General features: G+C 71.6%; 20 protein-coding genes. 12 read left to right on the top strand and 8 right to left on the bottom strand.

Translation table 11 applies throughout. From position 1 onward, the window contains the following. Positions 1-153: 153 nt before the first annotated feature. Positions 154-582 carry a methylmalonyl-CoA epimerase gene (gene mce, locus OHU74_RS24995; RefSeq protein WP_371617948.1) on the bottom strand — a complete coding sequence of 143 codons (429 nt, stop codon included), beginning with the start codon at positions 580-582 and terminating at the stop codon, positions 154-156. A gap of 137 nt (positions 583-719) precedes the next feature. On the opposite strand from mce, the gene OHU74_RS25000 reads away from it, so the two are divergent. The 3 genes from OHU74_RS25000 (at position 720) to OHU74_RS25010 (ending at position 3,089) form a co-directional block, all read left to right on the top strand. Then, entirely contained in the window at positions 720-1,919 is a 1,200-nt protein-coding gene (locus tag OHU74_RS25000; protein WP_371617949.1) for an acetyl-CoA C-acetyltransferase, read from the top strand. Between the two features lie 68 nt (positions 1,920-1,987). After that, positions 1,988-2,974, top strand: a complete 987-nt coding sequence (meaB, locus tag OHU74_RS25005) for a methylmalonyl Co-A mutase-associated GTPase MeaB (protein ID WP_371617950.1) — start codon at positions 1,988-1,990, stop codon at positions 2,972-2,974. 40 nt (positions 2,975-3,014) lie between these two features. Then, positions 3,015-3,089, top strand: coding sequence for a 50S ribosomal protein bL37 (locus tag OHU74_RS25010; RefSeq protein WP_099895366.1), 75 nt, complete (start codon positions 3,015-3,017; stop codon positions 3,087-3,089). A 99-nt stretch (positions 3,090-3,188) separates the two neighbouring features. On the opposite strand, the gene OHU74_RS25015 is transcribed toward OHU74_RS25010, so the two are convergent. The 5 genes from OHU74_RS25015 to OHU74_RS25035 all read right to left on the bottom strand — a co-directional run bounded on the left by OHU74_RS25015 (position 3,189) and on the right by OHU74_RS25035 (position 6,582). Then, positions 3,189-3,809 (bottom strand): PepSY domain-containing protein, encoded by a 621-nt coding sequence (locus OHU74_RS25015; protein ID WP_371617951.1) that lies wholly within the window; start codon positions 3,807-3,809, stop codon positions 3,189-3,191. Between the two features lie 123 nt (positions 3,810-3,932). Next, the gene (locus tag OHU74_RS25020) at positions 3,933-4,409 is read right to left on the bottom strand and encodes a MarR family transcriptional regulator (RefSeq protein WP_330301064.1); all 477 of its coding nucleotides are present in this window, start codon (positions 4,407-4,409) and stop codon (positions 3,933-3,935) included. Between the two features lie 69 nt (positions 4,410-4,478). Continuing rightward, complete coding sequence (locus OHU74_RS25025) at positions 4,479-5,282, bottom strand: AIM24 family protein (RefSeq protein WP_330301065.1); 804 nt, start codon at positions 5,280-5,282, stop codon at positions 4,479-4,481. Positions 5,283-5,293: 11 nt separating this feature from the next. After that, positions 5,294-5,944 (bottom strand): AIM24 family protein, encoded by a 651-nt coding sequence (locus OHU74_RS25030; RefSeq protein WP_371617952.1) that lies wholly within the window; start codon positions 5,942-5,944, stop codon positions 5,294-5,296. After that, the gene (locus tag OHU74_RS25035) at positions 5,944-6,582 is read right to left on the bottom strand and encodes an AIM24 family protein (RefSeq protein WP_371617953.1); all 639 of its coding nucleotides are present in this window, start codon (positions 6,580-6,582) and stop codon (positions 5,944-5,946) included. Before OHU74_RS25035 ends, OHU74_RS25030 begins: the two co-directional genes overlap by 1 nt. Before the next feature lie 159 nt (positions 6,583-6,741). Between OHU74_RS25035 and OHU74_RS25040 the strand changes: the two genes are divergently transcribed. From OHU74_RS25040 to OHU74_RS25075, 8 genes are all read left to right on the top strand, one after another. Next, complete coding sequence (locus OHU74_RS25040) at positions 6,742-7,086, top strand: DUF3817 domain-containing protein (RefSeq protein WP_371617954.1); 345 nt, start codon at positions 6,742-6,744, stop codon at positions 7,084-7,086. Further along, positions 7,083-7,379 (top strand): MTH1187 family thiamine-binding protein, encoded by a 297-nt coding sequence (locus OHU74_RS25045; protein ID WP_371617955.1) that lies wholly within the window; start codon positions 7,083-7,085, stop codon positions 7,377-7,379. The genes OHU74_RS25040 and OHU74_RS25045 overlap by 4 nt, the downstream gene beginning before the upstream one ends. Positions 7,380-7,555: 176 nt before the next feature. Beyond that, positions 7,556-8,284: a hypothetical protein gene (locus OHU74_RS25050; protein ID WP_371617956.1), complete on the top strand. Its 729-nt coding sequence runs from the start codon at positions 7,556-7,558 to the stop codon at positions 8,282-8,284. After that, a complete protein-coding gene (locus OHU74_RS25055; protein WP_371617957.1) occupies positions 8,281-8,961 on the top strand; it encodes a DUF4166 domain-containing protein in 681 nt (226 codons plus the stop codon). The genes OHU74_RS25050 and OHU74_RS25055 overlap by 4 nt, the downstream gene beginning before the upstream one ends. Further along, the gene (locus OHU74_RS25060) at positions 8,958-9,599 is read left to right on the top strand and encodes a TetR/AcrR family transcriptional regulator (RefSeq protein ID WP_371617958.1); all 642 of its coding nucleotides are present in this window, start codon (positions 8,958-8,960) and stop codon (positions 9,597-9,599) included. Before OHU74_RS25055 ends, OHU74_RS25060 begins: the two co-directional genes overlap by 4 nt. 190 nt (positions 9,600-9,789) lie before the next feature. Next, a complete protein-coding gene (locus OHU74_RS25065; protein WP_371617959.1) occupies positions 9,790-11,544 on the top strand; it encodes a glycosyltransferase family 2 protein in 1,755 nt (584 codons plus the stop codon). 3 nt (positions 11,545-11,547) lie between these two features. After that, positions 11,548-13,551: a galactose oxidase-like domain-containing protein gene (locus OHU74_RS25070; RefSeq protein WP_371617960.1), complete on the top strand. Its 2,004-nt coding sequence runs from the start codon at positions 11,548-11,550 to the stop codon at positions 13,549-13,551. A gap of 57 nt (positions 13,552-13,608) precedes the next feature. Beyond that, the gene (locus tag OHU74_RS25075; protein WP_371617961.1) at positions 13,609-14,214 is read left to right on the top strand and encodes a hypothetical protein; all 606 of its coding nucleotides are present in this window, start codon (positions 13,609-13,611) and stop codon (positions 14,212-14,214) included. On the opposite strand, the gene OHU74_RS25080 is transcribed toward OHU74_RS25075, so the two are convergent. Together OHU74_RS25080 and OHU74_RS25085 are read right to left on the bottom strand one after the other, a co-directional pair. Beyond that, positions 14,211-15,227 (bottom strand): glycoside hydrolase family 6 protein, encoded by a 1,017-nt coding sequence (locus OHU74_RS25080; protein WP_371617962.1) that lies wholly within the window; start codon positions 15,225-15,227, stop codon positions 14,211-14,213. The two genes, OHU74_RS25075 and OHU74_RS25080, sit on opposite strands and share 4 nt — an antisense overlap. 126 nt (positions 15,228-15,353) lie before the next feature. Continuing rightward, entirely contained in the window at positions 15,354-16,343 is a 990-nt protein-coding gene (locus tag OHU74_RS25085; RefSeq protein WP_371619801.1) for a DUF5937 family protein, read from the bottom strand. Between the two features lie 127 nt (positions 16,344-16,470). Between OHU74_RS25085 and OHU74_RS25090 the strand changes: the two genes are divergently transcribed. Next, complete coding sequence (locus OHU74_RS25090) at positions 16,471-17,799, top strand: MFS transporter (protein ID WP_371617963.1); 1,329 nt, start codon at positions 16,471-16,473, stop codon at positions 17,797-17,799. The last annotated feature ends 20 nt before the right edge of the window (positions 17,800-17,819 follow it).

Raw genomic sequence — 17,819 nt, forward strand, 5'->3', positions numbered from 1 at the left:
CAAGCTCACTCCCAAATGAGCATCGTCCGCCCGCTGAACGACGCCCCCGGGGAATGGTGTCAGATACCGGGTCAGGCACTACAGGCCCCGACCCCGTCCGCACCGAACCCCGGCCGAGCCAAACGCCACTCTACCGGCCGGGGAAACGGGACATCAGTGCTCTGTGCTGCTGGTGACCAGTTCGGTCAGGACGCCGTGGCAGTCCTTGGGGTGGAGGAAGGTGATCTGGGAGCCCATCGAGCCCGTGCGGGGCTGGTCGTAGAGGACGCGGACGCCCTTGCCGCGGATGGCTTCGGAGTCGCCCAGGACGTCCGCGGTGCCGAAGGCGATGTGGTGGACGCCCTCGCCGTTCTTGGCGAGCCACTTGCCGACCGCGGAGTCCTCGCGGGTGGGTTCCAGGAGCTGGATGTACGAGGCTCCGCCGTCGTCCGTGGCGTTGATCTTGAGCATGGCCTCGCGGACGCCCTGCTCCTCGTTGATCTCGGAGTGGAACACCTCGAACCCGTAGGTGGCACGGTAGAACTCAACCGTCTTGTCCAGGTCGAAGCAGGCGATCCCGATGTGGTCGATTCTTGTCAGCATGGAGACAGTGCAGCGCTCCGAGCGGTGGTTACGCAACGTGCGCGCGATCACACTGACGGGCCGATGACGCCACGGGTACCGCTCAGTACATTCGGGTAAACCCTCGTTCACTCCTCATCTTCAAGGGGCTGTGCTCCATGTCCGGAACGAACAACACCACGTCAGTGATCGTCGCCGGGGCCCGCACGCCCATGGGACGGCTGCTCGGTTCGCTGAAGTCCTTCTCGGGTGCCGACCTCGGCGGCTTCGCCATCAAGTCCGCGCTGGAGCGGGCCGGGATCTCCGGCGACCAGGTCCAGTACGTGATCATGGGCCAGGTGCTCCAGGCCGGAGCGGGCCAGATCCCCGCCCGGCAGGCGGCCGTCAAGGCCGGAATCCCGATGAACGTGCCCGCGCTCACCATCAACAAGGTGTGCCTCTCGGGCCTCGACGCCATCGCCCTGGCCGACCAGCTCATCCGCGCCGGTGAGTTCGACATCGTGGTCGCGGGCGGCCAGGAGTCCATGACCAACGCCCCGCACCTGCTGCCGAAGTCCCGCGAGGGCTTCAAGTACGGCGCCATCGAGATGCTCGACGCGATGGCCTACGACGGCCTCACCGACGCCTTCGAGGGCATTCCGATGGGCCTGTCCACCGAAACGCACAACACCCGCCTGGGCATCGAGCGCGCCCCGCAGGACGAGTTCGCGGCCGCCTCCCACCAGCGGGCCGCCGCCGCGCAGAAGAACGGCGTCTTCGAGGCCGAGATCACCCCGGTCGAGATCCCGCAGCGCAAGGGCGACCCGGTCGTCTTCTCGGTGGACGAGGGCATCCGCCCCGAGACCACCGTGGAGTCCCTCGGCAAGCTGCGCCCGGCCTTCACCAAGGACGGCACCATCACCGCCGGCACCTCCTCGCAGATCAGCGACGGCGCCGCCGCCGTGGTCGTGATGAGCAAGGCCAAGGCCGAGGAGCTGGGCCTGGAGTGGCTCGCCGAGATCGGCGCCCACGGCAACGTGGCCGGTCCGGACAACTCGCTCCAGTCGCAGCCGTCCAACGCGATCCTGCACGCCCTGAAGAAGGAGGGCCTGGGCGTCGAGGACCTGGACCTCATCGAGATCAACGAGGCCTTCGCGGCGGTCGCCGTGCAGTCAATGAAGGACCTCGGCGTGACCCCGGAAAAGGTGAACGTCAACGGCGGCGCCATCGCCCTGGGACACCCGATCGGCATGTCCGGCGCCCGCGTGGTGCTGCACCTGGCGCTGGAGCTCAAGCGCCGCGGCGGCGGGGTCGGCGCGGCCGCGCTGTGCGGTGGCGGCGGGCAGGGCGACGCCCTGATCGTCCGCGTCGCCCCGTAGCCGAGGCCGTAGTCGCGGCTGGAACCGCAGCACCCGTACCCGTACGAGAACCGAGGAGCGCAGCACCCATGACGGCGGCGGACGTCCCCCAGCTGGTGGCCCAGGCACGTGAGGGCCGGCCCAGAGCCGTGGCCCGGCTGATCTCGCTGGTCGAAGGGGCGTCCCCGCAGCTGCGGGAGGTGATGGCGGCGCTGGCGCCGCTCACCGGCAACGCGTACGTGGTCGGGCTGACGGGCTCCCCGGGCGTCGGCAAGTCCACGACCACCTCGGCGCTGGTCTCAGCGTACCGCCAGGCCGGCAAGCGGGTCGGCGTCCTCGCCGTCGACCCGTCCTCGCCGTTCTCCGGCGGTGCGCTGCTCGGCGACCGGGTGCGGATGTCGGACCACGCCTCCGACCCGGGGGTCTACATCCGGTCCATGGCCACCCGGGGTCACCTGGGCGGTCTGGCCTGGGCGGCCCCGCAGGCGATCCGGGTGCTGGACGCGGCCGGCTGCGAGGTGATCCTGGTCGAGACGGTCGGGGTCGGGCAGTCGGAGGTGGAGATCGCGGCACAGGCCGACACCTCGGTGGTGCTGCTGGCCCCCGGGATGGGCGACGGGATCCAGGCCGCGAAGGCGGGGATCCTGGAGATCGGCGACGTCTACGTGGTGAACAAGGCCGACCGGGACGGAGCGGACGCCACCGCCCGGGAGCTGAACCACATGCTGGGCCTGGGGGAGTCCCGGGCCAAGGGCGACTGGCGGCCGCCGATCGTCAAGACGGTCGCAGCCCGGGGCACGGGCATCGACGAGCTGGTCGAGTCCCTGGAGAAGCACCGGGCCTGGATGGACGAGCGCGGGGTGCTGGCGGAGCGGCGTACGGCGCGGGCGGCGCGCGAGGTCGAGACCATCGCGATCACCGCGCTACGGGCGCGCCTGGCCGATCTGCACGGCAACGCCCGGCTCGACGACCTGGCGGCGCGGGTGGCCGCGGGCGCCCTGGACCCGTACGCGGCGGCGGACGCGCTGCTGGCTTCCTTGACGGAACCGGATGCGGAGCCGACGGGCCGGTCATAGACTGGCGAACGCCCGGAATGCCCCAACGCAGGGAGGTTTCATGGCGAAGCGCGGCAACAAGAAGCGAGCCCGCAAGAAGAAGAAGGCGAACCACGGCAAGCGTCCCAACGCCTGACCGTCCCGCTGGAGAACTGACCACATGCCGACGCCGCACCCCGTCCACGGGGTGCGGCGTCGGCATGTCCTGCCGGGGGCTCTGCCGCCCTGGGCCGCTCTAGTTGTTCTCGTCGCCGTTGTCGCCGTTGTCGCCGTTATTGCCGTAGTTGTCGTTCGAGTCGGAGTTGGACGTGGTGACCTTGCCCGACGTGGGGTCGACGTGCACGTTCGTGGTGCGACCGTCGTTCTTGATCTCCACGTCCCAGTAGCGGCTGTTGCCGTTCCCGTTGTCGTTGTCGTCCCAGCTCACGGACCAGACCGTCCCCGGATGGGCGACGAGGGCCGCCTTCATGGCTTGCTGGGCGTTGTACTTCGCGGCGAGCAGGGTGGTGTACTCGTCGCCGTTGTCGTTGTTCTGCTCGGTGTTCCCGACCGTGGCCGAGCCGGTGGCCCCGTCGACGATCACCTCGGCGTAGCCGCCGTTCTTGCCGATGACGTTCACGTGCCAGATGGAGCCGTCCTTGTCGAGGGACTCCACGGTTCCGGGGTACTTCTGCAGGGCCGCCGAGGCGGCCCCGCCGGCGTCGACCCCGGCGCGCTGGAGCGCGGAGGAGACGGCGGGGGCGGTTCTTGCCGCGTCGGCGGTGGATGCGGCGGCGGCCGCCACCGGGCCCCCGACCAGCAGGACCACGGCCGCGGCCGACGAGACGTACAGCGTGCGGTTGTGCGTGCGCTTCATGGCTTGGACCTCCTCAGGCCGGCCAGAGCGCTTACGGTTGCTCGGCGAGCGGCCGGCGAGCGAGCGTTACCACCCATTCTCCGGGCGGCCGCCGAGGACCGCGCGTTCGCCAGGTCAGCCCGGTCAGGCCTTGCCGCGATCGGCCCGCAGGTGCTCGGCGACCGGCCCCAGGGACGCGCGTAGAGCCGCGAGCGCGTCCGGCGGGAGCAGGTCGATGAAGTGCCGGCGGACGGACGCCACGTGGTGCGGGGCGACCTTGCGCATGGTCTCCATGCCCTCCGGGGTGAGGACGGCGTAGAGCCCGCGGCGGTCGGACTCGCAGTTCATGCGGCGGACCAGGCCCGCCGATTCCATGCGGGTGATCTGGTGGGAGAGCCTGCTCTTGGACTGGAGGGTCGACGTCGCGAGGTCGCTCATCCGCATCCGGTGGTCTTCGGATTCCGAGAGGTTCACGAGGATCTCGTAGTCGTTGTTGGTGAGTCCGAAGGGCTGGAGATCCTTTTCCAGCTGGTGCATCAGCAGCTTGTTGACGTCCAGGTGGGTGCGCCAGGCGCACTGCTCGGCATCGTTCAGCCACTGCGTGGCCGTCCCGGTCTCGATGGTCTCCATGAAAGAACTCTACCTAAGAAGTTGAATTGCGTACAAAAATGACGAGGGGTGCGGGTGGGGTCACAGGCCGAGACGCCGCTGGAGATCGCCCAGCTGTCCCGGCATCCGGGGCACGCCCAGCTGCCCGAGCGGACCCTGGCCGGCTCCCGGTACCCCCTGTTGGTTGCCCGAGGCCGCCCCGGCGCCCACGGCGCCGATCGCCTGCTCGGCCATCAGCAGCTCCGAGGACTGCATGAGCACCGTCCCGGCACCGACGAACTCGAACTGGTGCTCCTCGCCCGAGGAGCCCCCGATGCCCGTCAGCGAGCGCAGGCCGCCGATCACGCCCGACATGTACCCGTGGTCGTAGTGGTGGCAGGGGGAGGGACAGTCCGCCCACCCCACCAGCGCCTGCGGGTCCACGCGCAGCGGCGGTTCCATGAACACCACCGGTCCGTTGGACGCCGCCACGAACTTCCCGGTTCCGATCAGGGTGAGAAAACCCGGGACGATCGACTGCTTCAGCGCGAGAGTGGGCTGGTAGGCGAGCAGGTTGCCCGACCGGATGGTCAGGTTTCCGTTGTCCAGGTCGTACGAGTTCACGTCGAAGGCCCGGTCGGCGAGCAGCATCTTGCCCTGCCCCTCGGCCACCACCCAGTCACTGGCGTGCAGCGGCGAGTGGAAGCTGGTGCGCAGCAGCCGGTCGAAGCGGCCGTGGCCGATGCCGTTGAACTCGATGCGCCCGTAGTACGAGATCATCTTGCCCTTCTGCAGGAACCACTGGCTCCCCTTGAGCTCCACGCAGAAGGTGTAGGCGTTGACGTTGTCGTCGGACGGCAGGGTGTGCGGGTCGTAGACCGTCGGGCCACCGGGGCCGCCGGTCACAGGTCCGAAATTCACAGTTTTTCCTCCGAGGCCTGTACGTACACCGCGCCCTGGCCGGACAGCTCCAGCTGGAACGCCTCGCCCGAGCCGCGCCCGACCATGTCCCGCCAGCCCAGCGCCGTGGAGAGCTTGTTGCGGACGTCGCCGTGGTGGGCGACGTAGGCCTGCGGGTCCACGTGGATCGGCCGCTGCGGGGTGATCGGGAGTTCGATGACCCCGCCGTGGGCCATCACGGCCACCGAGCCGTGGCCCTTGAGGGTGGTGGTGAACAGGCCCTGGCCCGTCACCTGGCCGCGCACCATGCCCATGACCCCGCCCTGCGAGCCCATGAACATCGTGCCCTGCTGGAGGGTGCCGTCGAAGGCCAGGAGCCGGTCCGCCTCCACGTAGAGGGTCTCGCCGGTCAGGTTGATCACCTGGACGTGGTGGCCGCCGTGGCCGAACATCACGGTGCCGCTGCCCTCGACGCTCATCAGCGGGGTCTGCTCGTTCGCCACGCGCCGCCCGATCATGCCCATCACGCCGCCCTGGCCGCCGGTCAGGCTCGGGGTGAAGGAGACCTCGCCGCGGTAGGCGAGCATCGCGCCGCGCTGGCTGTACATCTTCTGCCCCGGTACGACCTGGGCCTCGACCACTTTGGAGTTGATCTCGCGGAACGGCATCAGATGTCGCCCCCGATGGTGTTGCGCTCGCTGGGCTGCACGTAGACCAGGCCCTCGCCCTCGAAACGGATCTGGAAGGCCTCGCCCGAGCCCTCGCCGATCAGGGTGCGGAAGTTGATCCCCGACTGGAAGGACTGCTGGAGGTTCCCGGTGTGCGCCACGTACGCCCCCGGGTCGACGGAGAGCGGGTACTGCGCGCTGACGCGCAGCACCACCGCGGGGCCGTCGGAGGTGATCGCCGCCTGCCCGTTGCCCTCGACGGTCGTGGTGAACAGGCCGTTGCCCGTCGTAGCACCGCGCAGGCCGGTGAAGGTGGTGCCGGTGCGCAGGCCGGCGTCGGTGCACAGCAGGTTGCTGGACTCGACGTAGAGCTTCTCTCCGCGCAGATTGACCAGATTGATCTCACTCGCCCGGTCGGCGAAGAAGCAGGTGCCGTGACCCTGTACCTCCATCACGGTCATCTGTTCGCCGGTGAGCCGCCGGGTCACCATGCCGCGGAGGCCTTCGCCGCCGCCTGTCATCTTCTTGAAGGCCATCTGGCCGTCGTACGCGACCATGGCGCCGTTCTTTGCTTTGACGGCGTCCCCGGTCAGGTCGACGGCGAGCACCTTGCTGCCTTGGAGTCTGAACTGAGCCACGGGGAAGACGTTATCGGCAGCGGGCGGGGCGGAACAGGGCCCGTTGGCCGATATCGGCCGGGAATGGTCGGTTCCGCCGGGATCGGCCCCCGGGGCAAGATCGCCCCGGGTGGCTGAGACACTGGGACGGACCCCCGGCCTCCACCCCGAAGGTTCCACGTGGACATCAAGACCGCCACCGCCCTGCACCGGCTGCGCCTCATCTCCGTACCCGAAGCGCTGTCGTTCCCGGCCCTGCTGATCTTCGGCTCGGTGCTGAGCCGGATCTCGGACATCGACTACCTGATGATGCCGCTCGGCATCCTCCACGGGATCCTGTTCGTCATCTACGCGGTGTTCCTGCTGGACGTCTGGATCACGGCGAAGTGGCCGCTGAAGAAGGTCGCACTGTTCTTCCTGCTGGCGCTGCTGCCCTTCGGCGGGCTCTACGGCGACCGGTTGCTCAAGCGCGAAGAGACGGCCGGCGTGCTCGCGGCCCGCGCCCGTGAGGCGGCCCGCGCATGATGATCGCCTTCTCGGTGACCCCGCTGGGCGTCGGCGAAGAGGTCGGCGAGTACGTGGCCGACGCCGTCCGCGTCGTACGGGAGTCCGGGCTGCCGAACCGCACGGACGCCATGTTCACCACCATCGAGGGCGAGTGGGACGAGGTGATGGACGTGGTGAAGCGTGCGGTGGAGGCCGTGGAGGCGCGCGCGCCCCGGGTCTCCTTCATCCTCAAGGCCGACATCCGCCCCGGTGTGACCGACGGGATGACCTCCAAGATGGAGACCATCGAGCGGCACCTCGCCCAGGGCTGATTCCGCCCCCCTCTTCGCGACAGCGCCCCCGGCCCAGCGGCCGGGGGCGCTCGTCGTTTCCCGGGTTTGAGCGGCCGCTCAAACTCTCGCCCCGGAGGTGTTGAGCGGTCGCTCAAACTCGGCTACCTTTCGGTTTGAGCGATCGCTCAAACTGCGAAAAAGGGGGGGTGCCGGCCTTGGGTCTGTACGTCGAGACGGTCATCCGCACCGAGATGGCCCGGCTCTGGGACCGGAGTCAGGAGCCCGACCAGCACCAGCGCTGGGACCTGCGGTTCACCTCCATCACCTACCTGCCGCGGGCAGCCGAGGACGAGCCGCAGCGCTTCCGCTACGCGACGCGCCTGCTGCCCTTCCTCTCCGTCCACGGCACCGGGATCTCCGCCGGGGAACGCCGGCGCGCCGACGGCACCCGGGTCTCCGCCCTGCGCTTCTCCTCGCGCCACCCGCTCTCGCTGCTCGCCGAGGGCAGCGGCTACTGGCGCTACGTCCCCGACCCGGACGGCGGCCCCGGCATCCGCTTCCTGACCGGCTACGACTACCGGCCCCGCTGGGGCCGCTTCGGCGCCCTCGCCGACCGGATGGTCTTCCGGCCGCTCATGGGCTGGGCCACCGCATGGTCCTTCGACCGGCTGCGGCTGTGGTGCGAGCGCGGAACCACCCCGGGCCGCGCCCTCGCCCGGGCCCTCGCCGAGAGCGCCGTCCGGCTCCTGGCCACCGCCGCCGCCCTCGCGTACGCGCCCCTCGCGGCCGCCCTCGCCGTCGGCCTCCTCGCCCTGCTGCTCCCGCCGCTCCCCGGCACCCCCGCCGCCCGCCGCTGTCTGCGCACCCCGCCCGGCCGGGTCCCCGCCGCCGAGCCCCGCCTCCTCGCCACCCTGAGCACCCCGAACCTTCAGGAGCCGTCATGACCTCGATGTTCCGCGCCCACATGGGCGCCGCCTTCGACCGCCTGCACCCGCAGATCCAGCGCCGCTTCTCCGTCGGCCTGGACAGCGGGGAGGCCTGCATCGGGCGCGGCACGATGGACCGGATCTGGCACGGCGGAGCGCACGTCAAGCCGTTCCTGCGGCTCGGCGGGATGCGCAACATCCTGGTTCCGCGCGAGGGCAGGGACGTGCCCTTCGTCATGGAGAACTTCCCCTACCTCGACTCCTTCGGCCGCGAGACCGTCACCTTCGTGCGGACCTTCCAGCTGCCCGGCGGGCCCCACCGGTTCGACGCCACGATGGTCCACAGCCCCGAGCGCGGCAGCATCCTCGACTACCTGGGCACCCACCAGCACCTCGCCACCGACCTGCACCTGAGCGCCGAGCCCGACGGCTCCCTGCTCATCCGCTCCGGCGAGCACCGCTTCCGCGAGGGCCCCGTCGACGTCCGCGTCCCCGACTTCATCGGCGGCGACGCCGAGGTCCGCGAGTCCTTCGACGAGGCCACCGGCCGCTTCCGGATCCGGGTGCGGGTGGTCAACCGCCGCTTCGGCCCGCTCTTCGGGTACGAGGGCTCCTTCGCCGCCGAGTACGTGGACGTCCGCGGCCACGAGCTGCGGCCGGACCTGCGCCCCGTCCGCGAGGAGGTCCGCGCGTGAGCGCCGCCAGCGAAGCCACCCGGCACAAGCTCCTCGACGGGGCCCTGCGCACCCTGATCGAGCAGGGCATCGGCAAGACCTCGGCGCGCACCATCGCCGCCACCGCCGGGGTCAACCAGGGGCTGATCTTCTACCACTTCGGCTCCGTCGAGGAACTCCTCTGCGCCGCCTGCGTCTTCGGCGCCGAGCAGCGGGTCGCCCGCTACCGCGAGCGGTTCGCGGAGCTCGGCTCCCTCGCCGAGCTGCTCGCCTTCGCCCGGCAGATGCACACCGAGGAGCGGGGCAGCGGCCACGTGGCGGTCCTCGGGCAGCTGCTGGCCGCCGGGCAGGCCCAGCCCGCCCTCGCTGCCGCCACCGCCGCCGGGCTCGGGCTGTGGGTCGCGGAGCTGGAGTCGGTGCTCACCCGGCTGCTGGCGGCCTCCCCGCTCGCCGGGTTCGCCGACCCGGCCGGGCTGGCGCGCGCCGCGGCCGCCTCCTTCGTCGGCATCGAGCTCTACGAGGGGGTCGACCCGGCGGGGGCCGGGCGGGCCCTGGACTCGCTGGAGCAGCTCGCCGGACTGGCGCAGACCCTGGAGGAGCTGGGGCCGCTGAGTCAGCGGGCCGTGCGCCACGGGCTGCGCAAGGGCGCCCGCCGCTGACGGCTCCGGGGGCACCGGTACCCGTACGGCGGTGGGGGCAGTCGGGGTCCGACGGCCGCGCGGGTACCCGTACGGCCCTGCGCGCGCCCCGGGTCTCAGAACCGCCCGCTCGGCCGAATCCAGTTCGACACGCCAAGGGATGTCCCGTTTCGTTGGGATATCGACCTCGGTTTCGAGCACTGGAGGAACCGTGCGGCAGGAAGGCTTCGACTACGAGACCCACAGCCGTCTCGCCGGCCCGTTCGAGGAGCCGGATCCCACCGCCGCCTACCGCGTCGCCTACCGCTCGCTGCTCTCGCGCGAGGAGCTGCGGACCCGAATACGGGCCGTCGCCCTCATGACGCTCGCCCCCCTCGCCGCCGCCGGCCTGCTCCTCTACCTCGTCTGGCCCACGCACTGGACCGTCCGCGAGGGCGGCGAGCGCTGGCTGGTGCACCTCGACTCCGTGATGCTCGGCTCCATCGCCCTGATCATGCTCTTCATGCTGGTCAACGTGGTCTCGATCGCCCACGCCACGATGGTCGCCCGCGACCCCGTACCGGTCCCCGCCGAACCCGGCACCCGGGTCGCCTTCCTCACCACCTACGTGCCCGGCAAGGAACCCCTGGCGATGGCGGCGGCCACCCTGCGCGGGGCCGTGCGCATCCGCCACGGGGGACCGCTCGACGTCTGGCTCCTCGACGAGGGCGACGATCCCGGGGCCAGGGCCCTGTGCACGGAGCTCGGCGTACGCCACTTCACCCGCAAGGGCGTGGCCGAGTGGAACACCGCGAAGGGGGCCCACCGGGCGAGGACCAAGCACGGCAACTACAACGCCTGGCTGGCCCGGCACGGCGAGGACTACGAGTACTTCGCCTCCGTGGACACCGACCACGTACCGCTCCCGAACTACCTGGAGCGGATGCTCGGCTACTTCCGGGACCCCGACACCGCCTTCGTCGTCGGCCCGCAGGTCTACGGGAACTACACCGCCTCCGTCACCAAGGCCGCCGAATCCCAGCAGTACCTCTTCCACGCCCTGATCCAGCGCGCCGGCAACCGCTACGGCGCCCCCATGTTCGTCGGCACCAACAACGCCGTACGGATCAGCGCCCTGCGACAGGTCGGCGGGCTCTACGACTCCATCACCGAGGACATGGCCACCGGCTTCGAACTGCACCGCCGCCGCAACCCCGCCACCGGGCGGTTCTGGCGTTCCGTGTACACCCCGGACGTCCTGGCCGTGGGGGAGGGCCCGACCTCCTGGACCGACTTCTTCACCCAGCAGCTGCGCTGGTCGCGGGGCACCTACGAGACCCTCCTGCGGCAGTACTGGCGCGGCTGCTTCCGAATGCCCCCGGGCCGCTGGCTCAACTACACGCTGATGCTCGTCTACTACCCGATGACGGCCGTCAACTGGATGCTCGGCATCCTCAGCTGCGTCATCTTCCTGTGGTTCGGCGCCTCCGGCACCCAGGTCTCCTCCGAGGTCTGGCTGATGCTCTACACCGACGCCGCCGCCCTCCAGGTCGGCCTGTACCTGTGGAACCGCCGCCACAACGTCTCGCCCCACGAACCCGCCGGCTCCGGCGGCCTGGCCGGCATGGCGATGTCCGCGATCTGCGCCCCCGTCTACCTCAAGTCCCTCGGCTCGGCCGTCCTGCGCACCAGGGGCCGCTTCGTCGTCACCCCCAAGGGCGGCGACGCCAGCCCCGACCGGCTGGCCACCTTCCGCATCCACCTCTTCTGGGCCGCCGTCCTCGCCGCCTCGCTGGCGGCCTCCGTGCGTTACGGGCACACGCACGCGGCCATGCGGATCTGGGCGGTGCTCGCCCTGGCCGTGGCCCTCGCCCCGCTGGCCGTGTGGGGGACCACGGCCGTTCGGGGCCGCCGGGGAGACCGCGAGCCCGGCGGGGAGCCGGGCGAGGAGCCGGAGCCGGCGTTCGCGACGACCGGAGGCGAGTGAGCCATGGGGTACCGCCCGTCCAAGCAGTTCAAGAAGACCCTCCTGGGCGCCGGCGCCGCCGTCCTGCTGGTCGCCCTCAACGCGCCGGCCGTGCTCTCCTTCGCCGAGGGCAGGTACCACTCGTACAAGATCGGGCAGTCCAGCTACCGCATCCAGTACGGCTCCTGGGGGCTGATCGGCCTCCCCGAGGAGTACCGGATCAACGCCATGCACGCGGCGCTGCTGCACACCGGCAAGGTGCTGCTGATCGCCGGATCCGGCAACAACCAGCAGAACTTCGACAAGGGCACCTTCTCCACCATCCTGTGGGACCCGAAGGACGACACCTTCAAGAAGATCCCGACCCCGGAGGACTTCTTCTGCTCCGGCCACAGCCAACTCCCCGACGGTACGCTGCTGGTGGCCGGCGGCACCGCGCGCTACGAGGTGCTCGACGGCAAGGTCACCCGCGCGGGCGGCGGCATGCGGGTCAAGAACGAGAGCCCCGACCAGGCGGTCAAGCTGCCCAAGGGGACCGTCTTCCGGTCCCCTTCCGGGGTGGAGTACGTCTCGAAGTTCGACGTCACCGTGCCCAAAGCGACCCGGCAGTTCGAGGTCACCTACGGGCGCGGCGGTCAGATGATGCCGTGGAAGACCAAGGTGGTGGCCGCCGAGGCGAGGGTCTTCGTGGAAGCGGCCGAGGAAGGCGCCGGCGGACTGACCACCCAGGCCGCCCAGTACGAGGTGGTCGGCCTCACCGGCAAGGACGCGCGCAACGTATACGGGCTCGCGGAGCGGCTCAGCGCCGACAAGCAGGACTTCCAGGGCATCAAGTCCGCCTACGAGTTCGACCCCAAGGCGGAGAAGTACGTACCGGTCGACCCGATGCGCGACGCCCGCTGGTACCCGACCCTGGTCGGGCTGGCCGACGGCCGGGTGCTGGCGGTGTCCGGACTCAACGACGTGGGCGACGTCGTACCCGGCGACAACGAGTACTACGACCCGCGGACCAAGAAGTGGGCCAAGGGGCCCTTCCACTACTTCCCCACCTACCCCGCCCTCTTCCTCACCCAGGGCGGCAAACTGCTCTACACCGGCTCCAACGCGGGCTACGGGCCCAAGGACAAGGGCCGCGAGCCGGGCCTGTGGGACCTGAAGACCAACCGGTTCCACAAGCTCGCCGGACTGGCCGACCCCGACCAGCTGGAGACCTCCTCCTCCGTACTGCTCCCCCCGGCCCAGGACCAGAAGGTGATGGTCCTCGGCGGCGGCGGGGTCGGCGAATCCCGGCTCGCCACCGCCCGGACGGCGGTCGTCGACCTCAAGGAGGACAACCCGGTCTTCCGCTCGACCGCCCGGCTGCCGCAAGGGGTGCGCTACCTGAGCAGCGTGCTGCTCCCCGACGACTCCGTCTTCACCACGGGAGGTTCCGCCGACTACCGCGGCCGGGGCGCCAGCGACATCCACAAGGCGCAGTTCTACTACCCGCGCACCGACACCTTCGTGAGCGCCGCATCCCCGACCGTCGGTCGCAACTACCACTCGGAGGCGCTGCTGCTGCCCGACGGCCGGGTGGCCACCTTCGGCTCCGACCCGCTCTTCGCGGACAAGGACAACACCAAGCTGGGCAAGTTCGAACACCGGCTGGAGGTGTACACCCCGCCCTACCTGTACCGGGACGCCGCGCTGCGGCCGGCCCTGGGGGAGGGGCCCGAGGAGATCGTGCTCGGCGGCCGGGCCACCTTCGGGGCGGTGCGGGCGGAACGCATCCAGCGGGCCCGGCTGATGCGGCCGAGCGCGGTCACGCACACCACGGACGTGGAGCAGCGCTCGGTGGAGCTCGGGCTGAAGAAGACGGCCGGCTCGGTGACGGTCACCGTCCCGGCGGACCCGACGCTGGTGCCGCCCGGCTGGTACATGCTCTTCGTGACGGACGCGGACGGGACGCCGTCGGTGGCGAAATGGGTACGGGTACGGGAGGCCCCCAAGGCCGCACCACGGGAGTCCCGGGACGGCTGGATGAGCTAGTGCCGCGACCGGAAAACGCCCTCGCGCGGCTCGGCGGCCCCGGCCACAATGGCCTCCGTGACGACATCGGGGGACGAAGCGGCAGAAGGTGCAGAGCCGTTGGCCTGGTGCCTGGTGGCCAACGTCGCCCGGGAGACGGCCCACGGCGACGGCGGCCTGGAGATCCGGGACGGGCTGCGGCACTTCTCGCCCGGCGCGCTGGTCTGGGTGACCCCGCCGATGTGGGGCGACGGCGGGGAGCGGATGCGGGTGACGGGCCGGCGCCGCAAGGACCGGTGGCAGTACCTGTCGGTCGTGGTGCACACCCGCCACCTCGAGAACTTCCGCGTGAAGGGCGTCTACGGCCCCGCCCTGCTCACCGCCCTGGAGGGGACCCGCACCACGGGGCCGTACGCCCGCACGTACCCCCTGTGGAGTACGCGGGAGCGGGCCCAGGAGATGGCCGACGCCCTCAACGCGGGCCCGGTGGAAGTGACGTTCAAGGGGATCCGCGACTACGAGAAGTACGGGTACGGGCTCCAGCACCCGCCGGTGAGCAATCCGCCTCCGATGGAGCTGGAGGTCCGCGGACACGTCTTCCACCTCGCGCAGTTCAACGCCCGGCGCGCGGTGTACAGCCACCTTCCGCCCCCGGTCGAGCCCCCCTTCGGAGAGACGACCTAGTCCGTCGAGCGGCGGGCCAGGCCCAGGGCGTAGTCCGGCCACCACTTGCCGGCCGGCGGGCCGCCGCGGCAGGTGCCGTCGGACTCGCCGGGCCGTTTGATCCAGAGGTACGCGTCCACGAGCGGGTCCCCCGTCTCTACGGTCGGCGGGGTGCCCAGGGCCCGGCCCGGCGGGTTGCACCAGGCCTGCGAGCGGTCGCCCCGGAGCGGGCCGTCGCCGTTGCGGCTGGTGTCGATGACGAAGTGCTTGCCCTTGGCGGCCTTGGAGATGACGGCCCCGTACTCCCGGCCGGCCGTGCTGGGCTGGAAGTTGGAGACGTTGAGGGAGAACCCGTCGGCGCGCTCCAGCCCGGCCTTGTAGAGGGGCTCGACCAGCTTCATCGGGTCCGGGATCCACGCCGGGTTGCCGGCGTCCAGGTAGACCTTGGTGTTCTTGTTGCGCTTGAGCCGGTCGATGGCCTCGGAGAGCAGCCGCAGCCGCTCCTCGTGGTGCCCGGCCTGGGTGCAGCCGTCGACGATGTGCGGGACGGCGTCCGGCTCCAGGACGACCAGGGCCTTGGCGTCGGCGATGTTGTCGGCGAAGGCGCCGATCCAGCTGCGGTAGGCGGTGGCGTCGCCCGCGCCGCCGGCGGAGTGTTGGCCGCAGTCCCGGTAGGGGATGTTGTACGCGGTGAGCACGAGGGTGCGCCCGGCGGCCTTGGCGCTCTCCCGGGCCCGGCGGATCTCCGGCCCGGGATCGTCCCCCGGACCCCACAGGGCCATCGGCCGGTCGGAGATCCGGCGCAGCACCTGCGCGTCGCTGTTGCGGCCCTGCGCCTCCCAGGCGGCGACCTGCCGGGCGGCGTCGCTCTGCGGGTCCACCCAGAACGGGGACTCGTCGACCAGGCCGACCGAGGCGGGGTGGTTGGGGGGCGCGGACTCCGGCTGCACGGTCGGGACGGGGGTGCAGGCGGTCGCCGTGACGGCGGCGGCGAGCGCGAGCGCGGCCGCGAGGGCTCTGAGAGGGCCTGGCATCCGGCGGCTTCCTCGGGACGAAGGGGCGGGCAGCGGGCCGGGATATCGTGACATAACGGTCAGGCGGGGCGAGCTGCGACACCGCCGCGTGCGGCCGGGTGGGCGTGGCCACCGCCCGGCGGCGGCCTAGTAGCCGCTCGTGCCCTCCGCCAGGGCGATCGCCAGGGGAGTGCGTTCGTAGAGGATCTGGTGGCCGTGGCGGGACGGCATCAGGAGGCCCGCTCCCGCCAGGGCCTTCAGGTGGGAGGAGACCGTGGAGGGGGCCAGTGACAGGCGGTGGGCCAGGGCCGTGGTCGAGGCCGGGTCGGTGAGGGCGCACAGGACATCGGCGCGGGCCCGCCCCAGCAGGCGGGCCAGGGCCTCGGGGGTCGGGCCGGCCGAGGCCGTCCACAGGGCGCCGATGCCCCGGGCCGGGTACACCAGCGTCGGCTGCCACGGCGGGTCGTAGCCGCCGACCACCTCCGGCCAGACGAAGGCGCTCGGCATCAGCAGGAGGCCCTGGCCGTCGAGCGAGCGGTCGTGGTGGTTGCGCCTGTCGATGGTGAGGGTGTTCCCCGACCACCGCAGATCCGGGTGGAGCCCGTCGAAGAGGGCTTCCAGCCCGCCCGCCGCCAGCCGCCGCGAGTGGAACAGGATGTCCGCCTCCAGCAGGGCCCGCAGCCGGGGCCAGTGCGGGGCGACCAGCGACTGCCAGGCCGCCTCGTACAGATCGGCCAGCTCCTGGACCGCCCGCTCCGGATCGGCCAGCATCCGCTGCCCGGCCTCGCTCTCCAGCGCCCCCGGGGTGCACACCAGGGAGCGCCGGAGGTCCTCCCGGGCGGCCCCCGGATCGGCGGACCGGACCCGCGCCAGCTCCTCCTCGAAGGTGACCGACGGGCCCGTCGGCGGCGGGCTGAGGAAATCCGGATTGTGCCCGGCCAGCGGCATCAGCAGCCACAGCGGCCGCAGGTCCAGCCCGTCCGCGGCCGCGCGGATCCGGCGGAGCCAGGGCAGGTGGTAGGCCTGCCGCTGCGGGCGCAGCAGGACGCGTACCGCCTCCTGGGTCTCCCAGCGCGGGGAGATCGAGAACCGGCAGCGCAGCAGGTCGGCCGGTCCGAAGCGGAAGTGGAAGGTGATGGCCGGGCCTCCTGGCTGATTCGGTCGACTGATTCGGCCGACGGATTCGGTCGACTGATTCCGCCGACTGATTCGGCTGGGCTCGAATCTCTGTCCCGCCAGCCTAGGCGCCGCCAGGGTGACCCGTATGACCACCGCACGCCAGGCCGATGCCGATGCCGATGCGGGGACCGGGGCCGGCTACCGCCCCGTCTTCCGCGTCCGCGAGTTCCGGCCCGTCTTCGCCGCCCACCTGCTGTCCGTGCTCGGCGTCGTCATCGCCGAGATCTCCCTGACCGTCCTCGTCTTCCGGGCCACCGGCTCGCCCCTGATGAGCGCCCTCACCTTCGCCCTCGGCTTCCTTCCCTACGCCCTCGGTGGCACCCTGCTCGCCCCGATCGCCGACCGCCTCCCCGCCCGCCGGGTGCTCGTCGGCTGCGACCTCGTCTGCGCGGCCTGCGCGGCGGCCATGGCCCTGCCGGGGACCCCGGTCGCGCTGCTCCTCGTACTGCGCTGCGCCATGGCCTTCGTGGCCCCGCTGTTCCAGGGCGCCCGCGCCGCCTCCCTCGTCGACGTCCTCGGCTCCGGCGAGGCCTACGTCCTGGGCCGCTCGCTGCTGCGGATGGTGGCCCAGAGCGCCCAGCTCATCGGCTTCGGCCTCGGCGGACTGCTGCTCACGGTCCTGGCCCCGCGCGGGGCCATCACCCTCACGGCCGCCGGGTTCCTCGCCTCCGCGCTGCTCCTGCGCTTCGGCACCCGGGCCCGGCCCGCCCGTACCGGGCAGGGCGCCGCGCGCACCTCCCCGCTCGCGGGGCTGCGCGCCGTCCTGGGCCACCGCCGGCTGCGCGCGCTCACCCTGCTGTGCTGGCTGCCGCCGCTCTTCACCGTCGTCCCCGAGGCGCTGCTCACCCCGTACGCCGCCGGGATCGGCGCCTCCACCGCCGTGCTCGGGCTGTTGATGTGCGCGCTGCCGGTCGGCACCATCGCGGGGGAGCTGTGGGCGGGCTCCGCGCTCACCGCCCGAACGCGTTCGCGGATCGTGGCCCCGCTCGCCGCCGTCGGGATGCTGCCGCTGCTCGTGTACGCCGTCCGGCCCGGGGTCCTGGTGCTGCTGGCCGCGCTCGTCCTGGCCGGGCTCGCCCACGCCTACACCCTCGGACTCGACCGCTGGTACGTGGACGCCGTCCCCGAGGAGCTGCGCGGGCGGGCGATGACCCTGCTCAGCACCGGTCTGATGACCCTGCAAGGGGTCGGCATGGCGCTGGCCGGGGTCGCCGCGGAGTTCTTCGCGGTGCACGTGGTGGTCACGGGCGCCGCCGTGCTCGGGACCGGGGTCGTTCTGCTGCTGCTGGCCGAGGTGCGCGCGACGGACGGCGGCGCGGACGGCGGCGGTCGGTGGACGGCAGGGCCGAGCGGTCGCCGGGAGGGGTCGCGGGGCGGTCGGCCGAAGCGTGAGACGGGTCCCACCGTCAAATGACCGCCCGGTAGGGTCTGATG

Origin of the sequence: Streptomyces sp. NBC_00454, from assembly GCF_041434015.1 — a bacterium.
In the GTDB taxonomy this organism is placed as follows: domain Bacteria; phylum Actinomycetota; class Actinomycetes; order Streptomycetales; family Streptomycetaceae; genus Streptomyces.

What these genes read in the sequence shown, in the direction of transcription:
- mce (WP_371617948.1), bottom strand. Translation starts at nt 582, where the DNA reads ATGCTGACAAGAATCGACCACATCGGGATCGCCTGCTTCGACCTGGAC.
- OHU74_RS25000 (WP_371617949.1), top strand. Translation starts at nt 720, where the DNA reads ATGTCCGGAACGAACAACACCACGTCAGTGATCGTCGCCGGGGCCCGC.
- meaB (WP_371617950.1), top strand. Translation starts at nt 1,988, where the DNA reads ATGACGGCGGCGGACGTCCCCCAGCTGGTGGCCCAGGCACGTGAGGGC.
- OHU74_RS25015 (WP_371617951.1), bottom strand. Translation starts at nt 3,809, where the DNA reads ATGAAGCGCACGCACAACCGCACGCTGTACGTCTCGTCGGCCGCGGCC.
- OHU74_RS25030 (WP_371617952.1), bottom strand. Translation starts at nt 5,944, where the DNA reads ATGCCGTTCCGCGAGATCAACTCCAAAGTGGTCGAGGCCCAGGTCGTA.
- OHU74_RS25045 (WP_371617955.1), top strand. Translation starts at nt 7,083, where the DNA reads ATGATGATCGCCTTCTCGGTGACCCCGCTGGGCGTCGGCGAAGAGGTC.
- OHU74_RS25055 (WP_371617957.1), top strand. Translation starts at nt 8,281, where the DNA reads ATGACCTCGATGTTCCGCGCCCACATGGGCGCCGCCTTCGACCGCCTG.
- OHU74_RS25070 (WP_371617960.1), top strand. Translation starts at nt 11,548, where the DNA reads ATGGGGTACCGCCCGTCCAAGCAGTTCAAGAAGACCCTCCTGGGCGCC.
- OHU74_RS25080 (WP_371617962.1), bottom strand. Translation starts at nt 15,227, where the DNA reads ATGCCAGGCCCTCTCAGAGCCCTCGCGGCCGCGCTCGCGCTCGCCGCC.
- OHU74_RS25090 (WP_371617963.1), top strand. Translation starts at nt 16,471, where the DNA reads ATGACCACCGCACGCCAGGCCGATGCCGATGCCGATGCGGGGACCGGG.